Annotated in this window: 11 protein-coding genes; all 11 read left to right on the top strand. The window is 53.9% G+C overall.

What is annotated here, in order from left to right; all coding sequences use genetic code 11:
- The first annotated feature begins 1 nt into the window (after nt 1).
- Nucleotides 2-2,725, top strand: a complete 2,724-nt coding sequence (locus HMPREF1153_RS02360; protein WP_009645309.1) for a hypothetical protein — start codon at nt 2-4, stop codon at nt 2,723-2,725.
- A complete protein-coding gene (locus HMPREF1153_RS02355; RefSeq protein WP_009645331.1) occupies nt 2,676-6,059 on the top strand; it encodes an SNF2-related protein in 3,384 nt (1,127 codons plus the stop codon). Before HMPREF1153_RS02360 ends, HMPREF1153_RS02355 begins: the two co-directional genes overlap by 50 nt.
- Nucleotides 6,040-8,505, top strand: coding sequence for a DEAD/DEAH box helicase (locus HMPREF1153_RS02350; RefSeq protein WP_009645247.1), 2,466 nt, complete (start codon nt 6,040-6,042; stop codon nt 8,503-8,505). Before HMPREF1153_RS02355 ends, HMPREF1153_RS02350 begins: the two co-directional genes overlap by 20 nt.
- Nucleotides 8,506-8,513: 8 nt before the next feature.
- Entirely contained in the window at nt 8,514-9,293 is a 780-nt protein-coding gene (locus HMPREF1153_RS02345) for a hypothetical protein (protein ID WP_009645258.1), read from the top strand.
- Nucleotides 9,294-9,303: 10 nt separating this feature from the next.
- The gene (locus HMPREF1153_RS02340) at nt 9,304-12,444 is read left to right on the top strand and encodes a hypothetical protein (RefSeq protein ID WP_009645323.1); all 3,141 of its coding nucleotides are present in this window, start codon (nt 9,304-9,306) and stop codon (nt 12,442-12,444) included.
- Nucleotides 12,441-13,097 carry a hypothetical protein gene (locus HMPREF1153_RS02335; RefSeq protein ID WP_009645398.1) on the top strand — a complete coding sequence of 219 codons (657 nt, stop codon included), beginning with the start codon at nt 12,441-12,443 and terminating at the stop codon, nt 13,095-13,097. Before HMPREF1153_RS02340 ends, HMPREF1153_RS02335 begins: the two co-directional genes overlap by 4 nt.
- A gap of 88 nt (nt 13,098-13,185) precedes the next feature.
- On the top strand, nt 13,186-14,700 hold the full coding sequence (gene dndC / locus HMPREF1153_RS02330) for a DNA phosphorothioation system sulfurtransferase DndC (RefSeq protein WP_037369529.1): 1,515 nt from the start codon (nt 13,186-13,188) through the stop codon (nt 14,698-14,700).
- Entirely contained in the window at nt 14,697-16,646 is a 1,950-nt protein-coding gene (gene dndD / locus HMPREF1153_RS02325) for a DNA sulfur modification protein DndD (protein WP_009645334.1), read from the top strand. The genes dndC and dndD overlap by 4 nt, the downstream gene beginning before the upstream one ends.
- A complete protein-coding gene (dndE, locus tag HMPREF1153_RS02320; protein ID WP_009645245.1) occupies nt 16,636-17,019 on the top strand; it encodes a DNA sulfur modification protein DndE in 384 nt (127 codons plus the stop codon). The genes dndD and dndE overlap by 11 nt, the downstream gene beginning before the upstream one ends.
- Nucleotides 17,016-18,164, top strand: coding sequence for a cysteine desulfurase family protein (locus HMPREF1153_RS02315; protein WP_009645306.1), 1,149 nt, complete (start codon nt 17,016-17,018; stop codon nt 18,162-18,164). Before dndE ends, HMPREF1153_RS02315 begins: the two co-directional genes overlap by 4 nt.
- A gap of 277 nt (nt 18,165-18,441) precedes the next feature.
- Nucleotides 18,442-19,872 (top strand): ATP-binding protein, encoded by a 1,431-nt coding sequence (locus tag HMPREF1153_RS02310; protein ID WP_009645409.1) that lies wholly within the window; start codon nt 18,442-18,444, stop codon nt 19,870-19,872.
- Nucleotide 19,873: the final 1 nt, after the last annotated feature.

The raw sequence follows: 19,873 nt of genomic DNA, 5'->3' as shown, positions 1-19,873 counted from the left end.
GATGTCAATTGTCATATATACGTACAGCGATCCGTACAGATTGAAGGAAGAGCCGTATTGGGACGAGATCAAGGCGTGTCCCTACTTTTGTGCGGCGCAGACGCTGGTGAACGGGCTAAAATATCTGTATCGGGAAGACTTTGTCCAAGGGCGAGTGACCACGGTGAGGAATTTCGTTGAGGCGCTGTTCCCCTACTGGCAGAGCACGGCTTGTCGAATCAAGCAGCACGCCGCGATCGACCGTTGGATCGCCGAGTGCGCACTCCCCGCTGCAGGGGCGGAGGAACAGGAGCAGATGCGGGCGGCGCTCCTCGCAAATCGCGACGAGGTGCTCGAAAGCATCCGCACGATGGTGGAGCTTGGCATCGACGCCGCAGAGCTTCGCGAGGAGGCGCTTACGCCGGCGCAGAAGATCGTCGTCGAGCTTTTTAGGCTGTCGTCGGCAGAACGCGGGCAGAGCTTCGCCTTTTCGAGCGATGTCGACGAGGCGGAAATGGACGAGGCGCTCTTGCACACGATGCAGGAGGCAGCTCACCAAACGCTTGACTGCAGCCGCATCGCGTTGGATCGTATCGTCATTCATGGCGTTCATCAATTTACGCCGATCATGCTGCGCGCGATTGAAGCGGCCGCAAAGCATAAGAAGATCATTCTGCTCTTCAACTATCAGCAGCAGTATCAAAATATTTATCAGACGTGGATTGATATTTATACGTCGTTCGACTGCCCGATGACGAACTTCGGCGGCGAAGCGTTTCGGTCGATCGGGCAAGATCCGATCAGCCGCGAAGGCAATCTTCTGGCAGACAAGATCGGGCGGCTGGTCGAGGGCGACGCCTCAGCTCCGGTGCAGACCGCGCCCTTTGAAATCCTTGAGTTTGACAATATGACGGAGTTCGCGGGATACGTCGCCGATGTCTTTGAAAGTGCTGCACGCGTAAATCCTGCGAATCCGATGGCGATGATGCGCGAGCAGATTTATGCCGCCGACAGCTCTGCCAATGAGATCTTGAAGATCTATTTCCCCGAACAGTTCGGCGAGCGTCAGTTCCTCCACTATCCTCTGGGACGCTTCTTCGTCGCTATAGCGAATATGTGGGATATTGCGTCAAACAAGATGGTGGTTCGTGATGCGCGAGACGTCCGGGAATGTCTTGATGCGGGAATCCTCAAAGAGGAGCATGCAGGACAGCTGTCGACGATCTGGGGCAGGATGGCCGCCTTGTTTGAAGGATGCGCTTCGATCGAAGAGATGCTTTCGCGTTTGCGTCGGCTGCGGAAGAATAAGCGATACATGACGGATGCGAAGAAAAAGGAATATGTGAGCCATCTCGCATACTACAATGTCGCCCCCGATGAAATCGACCGGCTCGGAAAAGCGCTGGCGGAGCTGACGGAATTGGCGGCGTATTTCTATGAGGATTTTGAAAGGCAGCCGCATAATTTCAGCAGCTTCTATAAGAAGCTCAAGGCGTATTTGCAGCAGGATGTGCTCGATGCGCATGTTTTGGACGAGGAGTTCAACGGCATCCTCCGCCGCGTGCTTGTGCGTCTCGATGAGGTCGAGGACATTGAGGAGTCCGCTTCGTTTGCCTGTCTCAAGGCGACGATGTCGATCTACCTCGTGCAGGAAGCGAATCCCGTGCAAAGCGCACAGTGGATCGTGCGCAATTTCGAGCAGATCGACGGCGACATTTTGCGCAGTCTCAACGACAAGACGAACGGCGAGCCGACCATATATCACTTTGCCTGTCTGACGGATGAGGATCTCGCTGCGGCGGGGCGGGCGAAATTTCCGTGGCCGCTGACCGATTCCTTCTTTGAGGCGGCGCAGGATCCTGTCGATTGGAAGCATCAGGTCTATGTGAAGGCGCGCAGCGAGTATAAGAATTACAAACGGTATGCGCTGCTCTACGGACTGGCGTTCAATCGTGCCGGGTTCAAGCTCAGCTACGTCCGGCGCACGGGCGAAAAGGAGCGCGAGCCGTACTACCTGCTGAAGATTCTCGGCGCGAAGAAGCGCACTTTCGAGGACAGCCGCAGACATGCGTGGGTCGAGGACGTGTCGGCGATTCAGACGATGGGCATGCCCTTGAAAAAGTACGACAAGTACGATTACTTCCGTTACAGGATATGCAAATATAAATTTTTGTTGGAGTCGATCATCGAGGGCACGACGGTATATAAGGAGCCGTTCCTGCTGTTGAAATATTTCGAGGTCATACTGGAAAACCAGGCGATGGAGAAACTGGCGGGTCTGGTGCGCAGTGAAACCGCCCTCGTCGAGTATTTGCATGAAACGTTTGAGGAGCTTAGACCGTACTTCCCCTTTGTTTCCAATATGAACCGCATGGACATTATGCGCAAGGTCAAGGGCCGCATGTCGAACGGCAAGGAGGCGAAGGTTTTTCCGCAGATCACAGCGAAGATGCGGCAGTACATGATGATTCGAGAATTGTTCATCCATAAGAAGCTGACCGATGGAAAAAATTCTCAAAATGATATTCTGCGCGGCAAGTTCGACGAGGTGTCCGACGATAAGATCGCCGAGAGCTTGAACGAGGCCGCCCTGCAGAAGAAGTTTTGGAAAAGTCCCCATCTATGGTGCAGATACTGTGCCAATCAGGAGATTTGCACCGCCCATGCGGAGGGATGGAGAAGTGAGGGAATCGCCTATGCTGCAGGAAAAGATGTATGTGAGATGCCCCGCAGATCTGGAAAGTGAAACGGATCCGCGTGTATTCGTGTGCGGTCAGATCACGAAGGTGGATGATTTCAAACATACGGTTACGGTGAAAATTCATGATCCGTTCGGCTGGTCTCTGTTCTTTGAAAATGTACCCAAGGGATTGATCGAATTCCCGTTGGATTCGGTGGAGCATTGCGGACTGTTTATCGGCTCGGAAGTCGTATACAAGAGGAAGGTCTGCACGATTCTTTCGGGACAGAAGCTTGACGACGGCTTTTATGCGTACTATGTGCAGACGGAAGCGGATAAGGAAGTGCTTCGCGTGTCGGAAAAGGACATCGTCGTTCCGTTTACGCACGGCAGGGTCAGACCGGTGAGCCAGCTCTCGCGCTATGAATTTCAAAATCCCTGTTGGTTCTTCGGTCATGCCGTAGTTTCGCGCAGCATGAATGTTTTGGACAATTCCATCTGCGGTTTCAAGGAGCTGGCGGGGGCGAAGATCTATCTTTTGCCGCATCAGGTCAATACGATCATGCGTTGCCTGCAGGAGCGCCCGTGCAGGTATATGCTCGCCGATGAAGTCGGCATGGGTAAGACGATCGAAGCGCTTTCCATCTTGAAAATTTATATGAAGGATTCCGCTAAAAAGAACGTTTTGCTCCTCGTTCCGGATCCGCTGAAGGAACAATGGAAGACGGAAATGTTGCTGAAGTTCAATATCGATGTGGGTCTTGGCAAAGATGACAACCGTGTGGTTTTGCAGTCTTTCTCGGAGCTGAAGGAGACGGATGCCGATGCGGCGTGGGATTTCGTCGTCGTAGATGAAGTGCATCGCTGTCTTGCCGACAAGCATCTTGCGCGGCTCTTGCATGGGATCAGCCGTGCAGCGGAAAATATCTTGCTTCTGAGCGCGACTCCCGTGCAGCAGCGCGAGGAAGAGTATCTCGACTTGCTGCGCCTTCTGCTGCCAAGCAAATACGATGCGTGCGATTTGGAGCACTTTCGCGCTCTCGTGGGCAAGCAGGGGAAGATCATTCAAAAGACGGCCTTGCTTTTGGATGATCTGGGCGACTATGAGGACGAGATTCGGGCGGTGGAAGATGACGGAGAGGATCCACATGCGCTTGAAGATTGTGAGGAACTGTTCGAGGAAATTTTCGCGGATTTGGAGGCGATTTGTGATGAATTGGGGGACGATAAGCTTTCTCTTCTGTTGAAAAAGGTGGATTTTTCCGCAGAGGATCTCGGCGTCTATGCGATGAAGGTCGTCATCTCCTATATTTGCGGCAACTACCAGGTCGAGAGCAACGTCATCCGCAGTCGCCGAAAAATCCTCGAGGAGAGCGACGACGGTACGCGCCTCTTGCCCACGCGCGAATTGCAGGAAGTTTCCTATGCGCTAGACAAGGATCGAAACACCTACGAGGCGATTTGCTATGGGATCATCACCGAATGGATGACGGAGCAGGCTGCAGACCTCGACATAGAGGGCGTACTTCGCCCGCTTTTGAGCGCGTTCTTCAGCTCGTCGTGGGCGTTTCGCGCAGAGCTTGAGCGTCTGGAAACGTGTGGGATTGAACCGGATGCCCGCTTGATGGAACATGCGGCGCAATGGGTAAAGGAGGAGGAGCATATTCTGGCGAATCTGCCGGCGATTCTCGACGATCCGCAGGCATATGAAGAGGATTACTGCACGCGCATGGCGTCGGTCATGAATCTTCTCTATGACGAGCTTTACGATCAGAAGATCGTCCTCTTCACCGACGAGCCGACGACTTTTGCTGCCTATCAAAAGGCGTTGTCCTCTGTGTTTCCAGCAGAAGAGATCAGTTTCTTCGGGAAAGAGATGGCTCCAGAAGAGATCGAGCTGAACGCCTATCGCTTTCAGAATGAAGCCGCATGCCGCATGATGCTTTGCGATTCCACCGGCGGCGAGGGGCGGAATTTCCAATGCGCGGATTGCCTCGTCCACATCGACCTTCCGTGGGATGTCAGCCGCATCGAGCAGCGCATCGGGCGTCTGGATCGTTTGGAGCGCGACTTGGCAAGGCCGGTGGTCACGTCCTTCGTCATCCATACGGAAGAGTCGTTCGAGGCGGCGCTCTTTGATTTTTGGAGCAAGGGGCTGAAGGTTTTCACGCAGTCTTTGAGCGGCATGGAAATCATCATGAAGGACATCAACGAGGAGATTATCTCCGCGGTTCGGAAGGATTTTGCCTACGGTCTTTTTTCTGCCGTACCGAAGATCATTGCATCGGCGGAGCGTATGCGGGAAGCCGTGCGCAAGGAACAGAATTATGATGCCGCCGGCTTCCTGTTTCGCCCGATGTATAAGGAATTGCGGCGCTTGATCGATTATTATGCGCAGAATGAAAACGAGCTTTTCGCCGTGACCATGACGAAGTGGGCGAGTCTGGCAGGCTTTCACGGTTTCGGCGGCGAAGACGGCGTCTTCACCTATCGGGCGGAGTCGTTTTCGCCCAAATCGGCGATGAATTCGCAGCTGATTCCGCCGCGATGGAATGAATACCTGGCCTCGGAGCAGAACCGTTTCCTTCAAAGCGTTCAGACGGCGTATGAAAAGAGTCGGGAAATTCGTTCAGAGAGGCGAGCCATTCGCGGGACGTTCAGCCGAAAACAGGCGATCGAGAACGACTATCTGCACTTCTTCGCTCCCGGCGATGAGATTTTTGACTGTATCGTGAAGAATGCCATGCATTCCTGCAAGGGGCGAGCCAGCGCTTTTGCCGTGCATGCCGATCTGCATTGGACGGGGCTGGTTTTCACTTGGTCGATGGCGCCCAATGAAGCGCATCTTCTCGCACATGGACTGTCGCCGTATGCTCTGGGGGCTTATCGAAACTACTTGATGTCAAAGCAGGTTGTCGTATCCGTCGACTTGGAAAATCCCGATGATCTTGCCGAAGACGATGTCGTTCGGGAATACATGCGCATCATTCGCGCGGGATGGAACAAGAAGGAGACGATCCACCTCGGCCAGAGAGGGGGCGGCTGTGGCTATCTCAAGGAGGAAATTGCCGACAAGGCGAATATTGCCTGGTTCAAGCGCAAGTATCCTGAGGAGCGATGGCGGAAAATTGTCCGGCATGGATATAAAGCAGCCTATGAGAAAGCGTTGCATCAGTTCAAGCGCAGATCCAACCTGCGAGGGGTACGCGAAGAAATGGAGCGCGCGTTGTCCGCCAGGGCGGCGGAACGCGCCTTTTACGGTGCGGATGATGCGGCGATGGAGGCCTTGAAAAAGGAGCAGGAGATCTTGTGGGAGGCCATGAGCAAACCGCGGATTATCCTTGAATCCGCGGCTTTTGTTTGGATGGTGAAGAAAAGCGATGGACAAGGCGAAGCTTAATGAAGCTGTCGAGCGGTATTTGAACGGGGCAGGCGATCCGCCGATCTTGGATTTTGCCGCTGCGGCGGATGCGCACGAACGTTTTCTGCTCCATGCGGCGAAGCGGCTTTTGAAGAGCTTTGCGCCTGACCGACGGCAGGACGACAGGGATGATTTCCTGCTGGCTCTGCGCAACTATCTTCTTTCGATGCAGGGGAAGATCCGCGTGGATGACGTTCCGATTCCCGAGGACAATGACTATGGGCTTGTGCAGGACGCTTCGGACGGCAGGTGGCATGCCGTCGCGCAGTTTCCCGACTATGTCAATCGCATGTTCGCGGAAACCGTGTTCTTGGCACAGCCGGCATCGCACAGGACGTCCTCTGGCGGTTTTTCCCTGCATACGGATCCCTTGATTCGCAGGCTCACGGGCTTTCGCCGCTTCAAATCCGTGGCGCAGAAGCTTGCCGTATATGGGGCGCTCCATCTACCGGACGGCTATGCGGCGCTCATATCCCTGCCGACGGGCGGCGGCAAGAGCCTCATCACGCAGACGCTGGCGTATCAAAGAGAGGGCTTGACCATCGTCGTTGTACCGACGGTGTCTTTGGCGATCGACCAAGTGCGCACGGCGAAAAAGATTGTACAGTCTGCCCATGTTGATGAAGAGATCTTCTTTTACAGCAGCGGCGTCACCATCGTGCCGATCTTACAGGCGATCGAGAAGAAGACGGCGAAGATGCTCTTCATCTCGCCGGAAGCGCTGCTCAAGAACGAAGGCTTCGCCGAGGCGGTCAAGAAGGCGAATGCCGCGCGCTACTTAAGAAACCTTGTGATCGATGAGGCGCATATCGTCGTCGACTGGGGCGCGTCCTTCCGCGTCGATTATCAGTGTCTGGAATCGTGGCGCAGGAGGCTTCTGGCGAGCAATCCCGGCATTCGGACGGTTCTTCTTTCCGCGACGTTTGATGAGCCTTGCTGCAGCGTTCTCAAAGACTTTTTCTCCGAAGGCGGCGAGAAATGGCTGGAAATACGCTGCGATGCTTTGCGCCATGAGCCGCGCTATATGCTCGTCAAGGCGAAATCGTTTGCCGACAAGCAGCGAAAGATGCTCGAACTCGTGCAAAAAATGCCGCATCCCATGATCGTCTATACGGCAAGGCCCGTTGAGGCGGAAGACGTCGCTGACTTCCTCCGCGCACATGGGATCCGCAATGTCGAGACCTTCACGGGCGAGACGACGGGCGCTGTGCGAAAGGAACGGATCGATGCCTGGGCAGACGATCAGTTTTCCGTCATGGCGGCGACATCCGCCTTCGGCGTCGGCGTTGACAAGGGCGATGTGCGGACGGTGCTTCATCTGTACGTTCCGCCCAATGCCAATGCCTATTACCAGGAGCTGGGGCGCGGCGGGCGCGACGGCTTGCCGTGCCTGAGCATCATGCTGTGCACGGATGATGATGTACAGGCGGCCTTCCAGCGCATTTCCAAGAGGGTCATGACGACGGAAAAGATTGTCGGACGCTGGAACAGCATGTATAAAAATCCTCATTCGAGGCGCATGAACAATCTCGTCTATCTCGACACGTCGATTTCTCCGAGCTATGCCGACCGTGATGTTTTCGATGATGCGCCGACTTCCGACGCTGATCGGAATTGGAATATCTATGTGCTCTTATTTCTGCGCCGATGCGGACTGATTAAAATCCGTGAGGTGATTCCCGATTCGTCGAAGTATGTATTTGTCGTTGAGATCACGGATGACGCGCTCCGTGCGGATGAGGAAGAGCAGACGGAGCGGATCGGCGGCTATCGTGAACAGGAGTGGGCGTATTACGTCAAGGCTTTCGGCTCGATGCGAACGGCGATAAAAAATTGCGGGCGCGACTGTTGGTCAGAGATGTTTTACGAGACATACGACAGAGTTTCGGAGTTCTGTGCCGGCTGTGATGCACATGACGAGGTATGTGACGCTGATTTTTTGGACTACCCGCTCAAAGTTCCCGTGCAGCTGCCGACGAAAACATTTGCTGCAGATCAGCTCACTTTGTTTGCCGGAGCGAAGAGCATCATCACGATCCCGAGGCCGGAGGAGCGGGCGGCTCTCATGGAAGCTCTTTGCCGCTATCGGCTTGCAGCCTATATTTCCTGCGATGACGCCCTGTCGGAGACCGTCTTGGAGAAAATCAACGCGCCGACGCACTTCATGATTCTTTACAAGAAGGATTTGCAGGAGTTGATCAAGAAGAAAGCATACTACTACCTTTCCGGCATCATTGCCGTCGAGTACGGCGGCTCCGCGAAGGATGTATGGAACTTGCTGCAATACGTCGCCCAATATCTGAGCGAGCGTCAGGAAATCAAACTCGTCCATATTTTGCAAGAGAATACGTATTTTGAAGGACAGGACAAGTCTTTTGCCGATCTTGTGGACGGTGCTGTACTGCCTGTGAGCGCCATTCTTTAGGAGGTCACATGTTTCGAGAAAAGATGAAGACGCCCGCTATCCCCGAGCGCGTGTACACGCTGTGCAAGATCGTCGAGAAAAAGCCGCTGACAGTGCAAGAGCTGAAAAATAAGATGGAGCCTGACTACCTGCAGCAGTCGACATCGTATTTTGCAGATTACCGAGAGGCGGCGGAGGAGTTGGGACTGATCAGCGTCACGGATCAGAATGTCGAGCTTGCCGCATCCCCTTCGGCCGTGCGCTCGATGGCGGACATGCGGCGATATGTCAACGGCAGGCTGGAAGAGTTTGCTGACGGGCAGTTCTATCGGGTCACGAAGGCCTACTATGCGCGGGGGGCAAACGTGCTGCACGGGGAGCAGAATGTCGCCAATCTTGCGCCTTCGCTCGAAGAAGAGGTCGGCCGTCCGCTCGACGCCAAAGCGATGCGTGCATGGCGCTTTTGGATCGTATACCTCGGCTTTGGGTATTTGCATGGGATGTTCCTCGTGCCCAATGCCGATGTTTTTCTGCACGATCTCATGGACGGCACGGATTTTGAAAAGCATCATGCGTATTCCTTTGGTGAATTTATCGAAAAGATTCTGCCGCGCGCCAGAATTGTCATTGATGCTGATCTGTCGAACCGACAGCTCAGCTACGGCGTTTCCAACGGGCTGCGCACGCTGCACGATGCCGGCTTCATTCGCATGGAGCACATTCTCGATCAGCAGGACATCTGGAGCTTGTACCCGCTGAAGGCGCATGACGTTGAGACTACGGTCACGAACGTCACGATTCTCGAATAGGAGGCAGGTTGTGGATTTAACGATTGCGAGAGAGCGGCTTGCCTCTGTCGTGAAGCCGGACTCGATCACATATTCCCAGGGCGATTTTTTAGCGACCCATGTTGCCGTCAAACGCCTTCGTCTGATGAATAAGTTCGATATAACGCCGTCTGACGGCAAGGAGTACTCTGAAGAGGAAATATACAAGGCGATTATTCTCAACAAAGAGAACAAGCATCAATTCATCGCTGTATACGGGCAAAGCGGCACGGGAAAATCGCATCTGATTCGTTGGTTTGAAGCCAAGTATCGGCACAACAAGCCCGCGCAGGAGGTCGTGCTTTTCATTCGCAGGAGCGACAACACGCTGAAAGGCACGATCCGGCAGCTCCTAGATATGCCTGAGGTGCAGGAGATCGCCAACAAGGACGCCTATGACCGTTTGCTGAAAGCGGCGGCCTATGAGGATGAGAACAAGCTCAAAGGGCGGCTGTACCATGAAGTTCTGAACGAGGTGGAACACGACGAGGAAGATCGCTCGATTCATCTGAAAAATATCGAGAGGAAGCGTCTGATCGCCTTTTTGAACAACGAGGTGGTGCGCGTGCGCCTGGAAGCGGCGGACGGCCCGATCGAGCGCATTTATTCGAAGATCGCCGAAAATTCCCTCGTGGACAGGGATACGATCGCGCAGTTCACCGCGGAGGATTTCTTCATTTCGGCAGAACTCAGTGATCAGATCGAGCGCGCCGGCGTCGATCCCAAGGCGATGAAGATGGTGCGCGCCTTGATGGCGGATGAGGACGGCAGGGAAGAGGCGAAAAAGGTTGCCGCCTATCTGAACCAGTTTGTCAATGACGTCGTTCAGCGCTGTGCAGGCATTGCTGCCGGCGATTTTCGCGATATCTTCCGCGACATACGCAGGGAGTTGTTTCGGCTCGGCAAGAGTCTGACGCTCTTCATCGAGGACGTCACATCTTTTACGGGCGTCGACGATGCGCTGCTCGACGCCCTGATCGTTGAGCATACGGGCATGAATGAGGGGGAGAAGCTCTGCCGCATCTCGTCGATCATCGGCACGACGGGCAACTACCTGCAGCACAACTTCCGCGACAATCATAAGGATCGCATCACGCAGTACGTCTACATTCCGAGTGACGCTTTCGATGAAGCGGGGCTGTTTGAATTCGTCGGACGCTACCTCAACGCGATGTCCGTGCCCGAATCTCGGATCGCCAACTGGCTGGAAAATGCAGCCGAGCCTGCGGACTATCCCGTGCATACGGTGAAAGAGGGAAAGAATTGGGAGTTTGTGCCGATCGAGTTTGACAAGAAGCTGTGCCTCTATCCGTTTACGAAAAACAGCATTCGTTATCTCTATCAGCACGCCCTGAAGCAGAATCAGCAGACGCCGCGCTACATCATCCGCGATGTGATCGAGCCTGTGGTCAATGATATTTTAAGCCATAAGGAAAAATTCCCCAGCATCCAATGGCCGCTTGTGCGGACGAATACGACGCTGAGCTACCGCATCGAGTCGCAGATTCGAGACGAGCAGGAGGCGGCGCGAGTCCGGCGCTTTTTAAGCATCTGGGGAGACGGCACGCCCGATCAATTCACGAAAGACGGCGTCGTCTATCAGGCGGGCGTCCGAAGCGACATCCTCGAAGAGCTTGCCATGCCGCCTCTGCGCCTGTCCGAAGTCGAAGCGCCCAAGACTGCAGCGGCCGCCGCTCCTGCCGCTGCCGCCGCTCACGCATCGGTAGCTGGGAAAAGCCTGGCGGCGAGCCTGGCAGAAACGCCCGTTGAGCCGCCCGTCGTTTCTGCAGGAAGGGTGGAAAAGGTCGAAAGGGCTGTCGCGGTCTTGAGCAAATGGGTCGAAGGACAGGCGATTGACGTTTCCTCAACAGGCGGCACGAGCGGCGCTCTGCGCGCTGCCCGCGACGACATCGCCAAATATTTGCTGTCGGCAATTCCGTGGCAGGCGGAGGGGATTTCCCTCGATCAGATGGGGAAGATCCAGGATTCCAGTGCGCCCCTCGTGGATTTTGAGAATCAAACGAGGGAGCGCACGCAAGGGCTTTATACGATGCCTGCCAGCCGCGAGTCCATGCACATTATCGCGGCCTTTTTGCGTTGGCGCGAATATGGCGGGCAGAGCTGGGCTTATCCCGAGTCGGATTTGGACGCGTACTTCATCACTTCGTGGACTTCGCGCATAAAAAGCGCTCTGCTCAAAGCCGTGCGTGAAAACGCGGATGCAGACGCCTCCTATATCGAAGCCGCCATCGCCGCTGAAATCTACCGGCAGATTCTTGGCGGCGAGTTTCGCGAGAAGAGCTTGAAGAATCTGACGGTGCGTCATCTCTTTGAGAAGAAGGAGAAGAAAGCGGCGGCAGACAGCCATGTGCGGGAGTGGAGCGCCCTTTGTGCGCTGCTCTCGCAAAAAGGCGCCGACGAGACAAACAGGAAAACGGTTCGTCAATATTTCAACATCACGCAGGGCGACGGCGGTTCCGTGATCGTTCTGGATGAGCCGAATCTGGCGCGCACGCTGCGCAAAGTTAAGTCGAACAGGCTCTCTGTGCCGGAGACGGCCTTCGAGATGCAAGATCCCGTCAAGCGCAGGCGCGATGTGTTCGACCATTTGAAAAAGATCGTTGAGCGCGTCGGCAAGGTCGCCGATGCCGAGCAGGAGAAGGCGCGGGACATGATGGAAAAGATTCGCGCCTTTTGGGGGACGGATGAGCTCGATGACGGCGAGGCGATGGAAGAGGACGATCTTCTGATGCTGGCGGAACGCGTCAAAGCCTTCTACGACGAGGCCAATCGCACACAGTTTTCCGTGGCGTTCTTTTCGACCGATCCGGTGAAGAAAGGGGCAAAGCAGATCGCCAAGGCGCTGAGTGATGTCGGCGGTGCGTTGGAAGAGAAAGATCCGTTGGCGGTGCTCCTGGCGTTTTCGGGCGATCCTCTGACGGACTTGAAGCCTTTGCTCGACTTGTTCGAGCGATTGGAAGCCGACTTCAAAAAAATCGACGCCGAGATGGCGAAGCGGCGGGCGGCATTGGGCGGAGAAGATTCTGAGGAGCATTCGGCCGCTCGCTATGAGATGGAACTGCAGAAGCTTGAGGAGGGCCGTTTCTGCTTCACGAAGGAGGCGCAGGCATGATCTTCGATGTGCTCGATCAAAAAATGAAAGATATGAAAGCCCTGCGCCAGAGGGAAGAGCGACGGGCGAACCAAAAGCAGCAGGCGGCTCTCGATCAGAAGTACCGTGCCGTGGTCGAGGCGGCGGAAAGATTTTCTGACTCCTTGGCGTGTGTTCGCGATACGCTGGAATTTCCCGTTTCGGAGGAGCTTCGGACAGACTGCCTGACGCTGCTCGATGAGCTTGAGGTTGCCGTGAGTACTGGGTACGCTGTGCAGGAAAGCGTGGAAAAAGCGAAACGCCGCTATGATGCGCTTCACGGACAGATGAAAAAGGCGTGGTCGGCATATTTCCGCAGTTATACGGCGGGTACATGGAACACGCTGCGCGTCATTCGAGGAATCGACGAAGAAAAGACAGATCGCTGTATGGAAGAGATTCAGACAGCGAAAGACTGGTCTGCAGAGACGAAGGTATTCATAGGTTTGAAAGCGGCAATGAAGCGTGCCGCTGATTTGATCCAGAGCTTGGAGATGGAAGAGGAGACGGTGGAGTTTCTGACGAAGATGACCTCGGGCAAAGCTACGGCGGCCGATCTCAGCGAGGGAGTCGTGGCCTGGCTTCGCAAGGAAGGGCTGGAAAAGAAGATTCGACTGTCGTTTCTCCCTCGCTGATCGAAGGTACGATTTGACTTTTGCATGGAGAGACCATATACTCGAAAGATATGGGTTCAGAGGAATATAGGAGCGGGATACGACGATTATGGGAAATGTAACGAAGGACAAGATCGCCTCCATGATGGCGACGATCCAAGAGCTCTATTTGTCCGATGACATCCCTTGGATGATCGGCTATTCGGGCGGCAAGGACAGCACTGCCGTCGTGCAGCTCGTCTGGCTGGCGCTCGAGGCTCTCCCCTTGGAGAAGAGGAAGAAGTCCGTGCATATCATGAATACCGATACTCTGGTGGAGTCGCCGGTCGTCTCCAAGTGGGTGGAGAGGTCGCTTGCAGCGATGTGCGAGGCCGCGGCAGCGCGTCAGCTGCCGTTCATTCCGACGCGACTCGTGCCCGACTACGATCATACATTTTGGGTGAATCTTCTCGGCAGGGGTTACCCGTTCCCACGCATGAAGTATCGCTGGTGCACGGATCGGCTGAAGATCCGTCCCGTGAACGACTTTATCAAGAAGAAACTCGCTGAGCACGGCGAGATCATTCTCGTCCTGGGAACGCGCAAGACGGAGAGCGCGCGCCGCCATCGCACGATGACGAATCTTGAGAAGAAGAGGGTTCGCGAGCTTTTGAGTCCCAATCCGACACTGGCCAATGAGCTGGTGTTTTCTCCGTTGGAAGCATGGTCGAATGATGATGTCTGGATGTTTCTGATGCAGTACAAGAATCCTTGGGGCTATTCCAATCAGGATCTTTTGACCATGTATCGCGGGGCGACGGCGGACAACGAATGTCCTCTGATGCTCGATGAGAGTTTGCCGTCGTGCGGCAAGAGCCGTTTCGGCTGCTGGGTTTGCACCATGGTCGAGAGCGACAAGTCGATGGAAGCGATGATCGCCAACGACGAGGAGAAGGAATGGATGCTGCCGCTGCTGGAATTTCGAAATGAATTCGGCGATCTGGCGCACGATCGCGAGCGCCGCAGCTTCCGACGCATGCGCGGACACCTGCAAGGCAGTCATGGACAGCTCTTTCACGGGCCGTACAAAAGGGAGGTCCGCGAACGTTGGCTGCGCCGCCTGTTGGAGATTCAGAAGAAAATTCGAGAAACGGGACCGGAGGAGTTTCGCGATCTTGAGCTGATTCATCACGAAGAGCTGCAGGCGATTCGCCGCATCTGGGTTCTGGAAAAGCATGAATTTATCGATTCCGTTCCGACGATTTATGAAGATGTGATGGAAGAGCCATTCTGCGATCCGACATGGCTGCCCTTGGATAATTTCGCCAAGGACGAGTGGGATGTTTTGGCGGGGGTCTGCACGCGCATGTACGGCGGGGAAGAGCTGGCCTTTGAAATGATGTATACGCTTGTCGATCTCGAGAACCGCGCCTCGGGGATCGGTGCGCGCAAGGGGCTCCTCGAGGCGATGGAGGCCGCGATCGGGCGCTCCTTCTACAAGGACGAAGCCGATGCAGTGCGGTATTATACAGAACGCATGAGACGAAAAAAGGAATTGGGCGCAGAATATAACGAAGCGTTTTTGGATGCCGCCTTGCCCGACCGTTCGCAAGAACCTTTGGATATTGAGGATGAAAGCCGATGATCATCAAGAAGCTCACGCTGCAGAATTTTGGCGTCTATGCCGGGGAAAACACCTTCTCTTTTTCGCATACGCGCCCCATCGTCTTGATCGGCGGCATGAACGGCCACGGCAAGACGACTTTTCTCGAAGCGATCCTCTTGGCGCTTTACGGCGCGAATTCCATCGCTTATAAAGAGAGTGCGCACAGATCGTATGGGAAGTACCTGCGCGCCTATGTGAACAATAGCAGCGGCGAGAAGCGTGCCTCGGTGGAGCTGACATTCCTCATGGATGAGAGCGAGCAGAGTGAATATCGGATTCGTCGTGCTTGGACCGCAGCCAAAGGAGACGGAGAGACGATCACCGTTTGGGAAAACGGCGCGTACAGCGAATTTTTGACGGCAAATTGGGCGATGTTTGTGGAAAATATTCTCCCGTCGGCGCTGGCACGCTTTTTCTTTTTTGACGGGGAAAAAATCGCCGAATTGGCGCTTGATGAAAACAATGTGCAGATGAAGGACTCCGTGCGCTCCATGCTGGGGATCGGCGTTCTCGACGGTTTGAAAGGCGATCTCTCGCGCATCGTGCGGCGCCTGGCGCGCGGCGGAAAAAAGGAAGACGCATCTGCCGGCTTGGAGGATCTGCGGCAGGAAAAGGAGCGCCTGGCGGTGCAGCTGACCGAGCTGGAGGCAGCGGGCGCACGCCTAGAGATGCAGACAGAAGAGCGGCAGGCGGCGATCGATGAACTGCACCGCCAATATGAGATCAAGGGCGGCGCGGCGGCGCAGGAGCGGCAGAGCCTCATGCAGCGCCGCGCGGATCTTTTGGCAAAAATCGAGCGCAACAAGGGCGCGCTGGCGGAATGTGCCGCTGGAGAATTGCCGTTCGCCTTGGTGCGTGATCTCATCAGCGAAGTCAAGCTGCAGTCGGAGGATGAGCACGATGATTTGATCATGAAGCAGGCGCTCGGCATGATGGAAGGGCTGCTCGAAGGATATGCCGCCAAGCACGAAGGCGCACGGCAGGCGAACGCCGATTTCTTGGCGTACGTCCGCGAAGAGACGGAGCGAACGGCGTCGGAACCGCTTTACCAAGTGTCGGATCATGCGCTGTTCCAACTCAATGCGCTGCTCGATCATCTGCTTGCCGAGAGTGTGGAAACGGCGCGGCGGCTGCTGGGCGAAAAGGCGTTGCTGCAGAAAAAACTCGACGAGACGGAGCGCCATCTCGCTGTGGATCTCGATGAAAAAACTCTCGGCGCGTTGTTCAGCCGCATCAAGGAGGAGGAATCCGCGCTCGTGCAGCTGAAGATCGATCGGACGGCAAAGGAGCAGGAAACGGCTGCTTTGCGCGCGGCGCTTCATGCCGCCGATGCCGAATATCGAAGGCAGGCGGAAGCCTATCTGCACGATGCGGAGCTGCGCGACGATCGGCAGCGCATGAGGAAATACGCCAACATGGCACTGCGCCTGACGGAAGAATTTACCGTCGAGCTGCAGCGGCGAAAAATTGGCGTGCTCGGCGATACCGTCACAGAATGCTACAAGAAGCTGGCGAACAAGAAGAACATGATCGAGCGGATCGTCATGGATGCGGATACCTTGGAACTTGCCTACCTGGACGATCGAGGCGAAAAGGTGGCGAAGGACTCGTTGTCGGCGGGCGAAAAGCAGCTGATGGTGATCGCTGTCCTCTGGGCGTTGGCCATCTGCTCGAAGAAGAAGCTCCCCGTGATCATCGATACGCCGCTCGCGCGTCTCGACTCCATGCATCGGACGTCGCTCGTCACGACATATTTCCCGCAGGCGGGAAGTCAGACGATCATCCTGTCGACAGATGCGGAGATCGATGAAGATTATTACGCAATGCTGAAGGATTCGGTCGGCGATGAATTTACGCTGCACTACGATGAGGCGACGAAGAGCACGACGATTTTGAAAGGATATTTCTGCGACGATGATCATTAAACAAGTGCGCCTCTCTCAGCAGGCGAAGGACCAGCTCTCCCGCTTGAAAGGCAAGACGGGCATCAAAAATTGGAATATTCTCTGTCGCTGGGCGCTTCTCTATTCGCTTGCAGAAAAAAACGTGCCCGCGGATCTTCCACTTGCCGCAGACAGCAATCTGGAAATGTCGTGGTACACGTTCGGCGGCGAATATTACGAGATCTATGAGGCTTTGATCAAGGCGTGGTGCATGCGCATGGAGATTGAGGCGGATGATGAAACGGCGGCGAAGTATTTTCGCCTGCACCTTGAGCGCGGCATCGCATATCTCTCGGGCACGGGCTTCATCAAGAGCATGGATGACTTATTGGCACTGGCGGTGAAGAAATCATGAGCATCTATTTGGACTGGAACGCCTCCGCACCGATCGCGCCCGAGGTCGTAGAGACGATGATGGAAGTATACCGAAATCAGATCGGCAACGCAGACAGCCGCACGCATGCTTACGGCGAGGCTGTGCGAGCCGTTGTGGAACATGCGAGGAAACAGGTGGCGGCGCTCTTGGGCGTGACTTCTGCCGAGGTGTTCTTCACGAGCGGCGCGACGGAAAGCAGCAATATCGCAATCCAAGGCCTTGCGGCATATGCCGAGCAGAGCGGCAAGCGCCATATCATCACGTCCGCCATCGAGCATAAGGCGGTTCTGGAGACGGTGAAGGCGATGGGGCGGCGGGGCTTCGTTGTGGACATCGTCGCACCCGAGCCGTCCGGCCGCGTGGCGAAAAAGAAGATCATGGAAAAGCTGCGAGCAGACACCTTGCTCGTCAGCCTCATGCATGTCAACAACGAAACGGGAGTTATCCAGCCCGTGGAAGAACTGGGCGCGGAGTTGGAAAAGAGGGAGATTCTCTTTCATGTGGATGCTACGCAAAGCTGCGGCAAGCTCGTCGATGAACTGCGGCGGCTGAAATACCGCATGCTCTCTTTCAGCGCGCACAAAATGCGCGGTCCGCAGGGCGTCGGTGTGCTCGTGCTCAAAAAGCGCGACTATAAGCTGCCTCCCGTAAAGGCGATCCTCTACGGCGGCGAGCAGGAGCGCGGCATTCGTCCGGGCACGATTCCCGCAGCTCTCGCGGCAGGCTGCGGCAAGGCCTGTGAGCTTGCCGCCATGCGATACAAAGAGGACAGCAGAAAACTGCAGCAGATCAAGGCGATGCTGCTGCAGATGATCGATGAAGCAGGGCTTGCGTACTCGGTCAACGGCGATGCAGAATTCTCTTTGCCGAGTACGCTCAACCTCTCTTTGCACGGCGTCTCCGCGGAGGCGCTGATGATCGCCGCAAGGGACGACTGCGCTATCTCCAACGGCTCGGCATGCACGTCAAAAAGCTACGCTCCGAGCTACGTTCTGGCCGCCATGGGCGTCCCCGCGGAACAGATCGAAAGCTCCATCCGCCTCAGCTGGGGCGCGGAGACGGACATGAAGCAGCTCAAGACAGATTTCGCCAAACTGTTGACAGCGGCGAAAAGGCTGGCGTAGTAGGGGCATGGGGGGAATGTTTTCTATGAGAAACATGCTTATGATTTTTATGGAGATGATAGACTGTTTATCAAATTAATGTTACAATATGATTAGATAAAATTTAAGTCAATAGCGTTCGGGTTGTTAACTCTAATGGCTATACTTCTAGTAATTGTAATTTTTATTTTGATTGATTTCGCAATGGTTGAAATGGTAAACTAAAATGAACAATGGAGCTAATTTCTAAATAGGGACGTTCCTGACCTAAGACTGTTATTCTAAGGGAGGTATATTTATGGCGAAAAAAGCAAACGGTGCGCCAACAAAAGAATTTTTTGTTGGTATGCTTACGCGAGATATTGAGCTTAGCGATGCAATTTTGGATTTATTGGATAATTGCCTTGATGGTGTGGTGCGGCAAAAAAAGGATATTGACAAGAGAAGTGATATGAATTACTACTCTGGATATTATTCGCATATTACTATCGATGAAAGACGTTTTGTCGTTGAGGATAACTGCGGTGGCATTCCTTTAGAGATTGCAGAAAAGTATGCTTTTCGAATGGGAAGATCTTCTGAAAAGAGCGATGATCTTCCTACCGTGGGAATATATGGGATTGGTATGAAACGCGCCATTTTTAAGATTGGAAGATCTGCTTCTGTTATTACTCGCAATAATGGTGTCTTATATAAAGTAACAATACCTCAAAACTGGGTTGACTTGGAGGATGAATGGGATTTTTCTATTGATGAGATGAGCAACGCAGAAGAGCTTAAGGCTGGTGGCACTCGTATAGAAATTGAGAATATTAATAAGGGTGTTGTCGAAAATTGGAATACTGAAGATAAAATGAATAATTTTATTGATAGGCTTATTAAGTCTATCAAGCAAAGTTATAGTTTTATAATTCAAAAGGGATTTAGTATTAAAATTAATGACAGGCCAGTTTCAGCTCTTCCAATTCAACTTTTAATAGCGTCGACCTCGGAGAGCGTAGCAATAAAACCTTTTTTATACAAGCAGATTTTTGGAGATGTAAGTGTGAGTTTGGCTGTAGGATTCTATGCACCGCCACCTTCTCTGGCAGATATTGATGATGAAAATGAGTTGAAAAGATATTCTTCTGAGGCTGGATGGACCATCGTGTGCAATGATAGAGTTGTAGTGTATAATGATAAATCACATCTCACGGGGTGGGGAGAGGCGGGGATTCCCCAATATCATACACAGTTTGTTGGAATTCGAGGTATAGTGATTTTTGAAAGCAATAGTCCCAAGAATTTGCCAATGACAACTACAAAACGAGGTGTTGATACTTCATCTGCTATTTATGCAGTTGTAAAAGATCGAATGCGTCAAGGCTTAAAAATGTTCACAGATTATACAAATAAATGGAAAGGGCAAACTGAAAAAGAACGAGCGTACTCTGCTGCGGCGAAAAGTATATCTGTTGAAAAGTTGATCGGAACTCAAAAAGAGGTTGAAGAAGTTGTATCAGTACAGTTTCGTCAAAATCGCGGTGGTCTGGTTTTTAATCCTAGTCTTCCTAAACCGTCCAACGCTAAACCCTATAGGATCATACGGTTTAGCAAAGATTTAGAGGATATCCTTGATATTGTTGAGTATTTTTACAAAGATCGCACACATCAGATCTCTCCATCTCAGGTTGGTGAGAGGTGTTTTGATATTGTGTTAGCTAAAGCCAAGAATGGAGAAGGTGAGTGAT

The organism is Selenomonas sp. CM52, from assembly GCF_000292955.1.
GTDB lineage: Bacteria > Bacillota > Negativicutes > Selenomonadales > Selenomonadaceae > Selenomonas.
Note: the sequence above shows the minus strand (reverse complement) of the source record. Positions and strands in the feature narration are given on the sequence as shown.

Bases quoted from the DNA above. Each gene is read 5' to 3' on its own strand.
- HMPREF1153_RS02360 (WP_009645309.1), top strand. From the start codon at position 2: ATGTCAATTGTCATATATACGTACAGCGATCCGTACAGATTGAAGGAA.
- HMPREF1153_RS02355 (WP_009645331.1), top strand. From the start codon at position 2,676: ATGCTGCAGGAAAAGATGTATGTGAGATGCCCCGCAGATCTGGAAAGT.
- HMPREF1153_RS02350 (WP_009645247.1), top strand. From the start codon at position 6,040: ATGGACAAGGCGAAGCTTAATGAAGCTGTCGAGCGGTATTTGAACGGG.
- HMPREF1153_RS02345 (WP_009645258.1), top strand. From the start codon at position 8,514: ATGTTTCGAGAAAAGATGAAGACGCCCGCTATCCCCGAGCGCGTGTAC.
- HMPREF1153_RS02335 (WP_009645398.1), top strand. From the start codon at position 12,441: ATGATCTTCGATGTGCTCGATCAAAAAATGAAAGATATGAAAGCCCTG.
- dndC (WP_037369529.1), top strand. From the start codon at position 13,186: ATGGGAAATGTAACGAAGGACAAGATCGCCTCCATGATGGCGACGATC.
- dndD (WP_009645334.1), top strand. From the start codon at position 14,697: ATGATCATCAAGAAGCTCACGCTGCAGAATTTTGGCGTCTATGCCGGG.
- dndE (WP_009645245.1), top strand. From the start codon at position 16,636: ATGATCATTAAACAAGTGCGCCTCTCTCAGCAGGCGAAGGACCAGCTC.
- HMPREF1153_RS02315 (WP_009645306.1), top strand. From the start codon at position 17,016: ATGAGCATCTATTTGGACTGGAACGCCTCCGCACCGATCGCGCCCGAG.
- HMPREF1153_RS02310 (WP_009645409.1), top strand. From the start codon at position 18,442: ATGGCGAAAAAAGCAAACGGTGCGCCAACAAAAGAATTTTTTGTTGGT.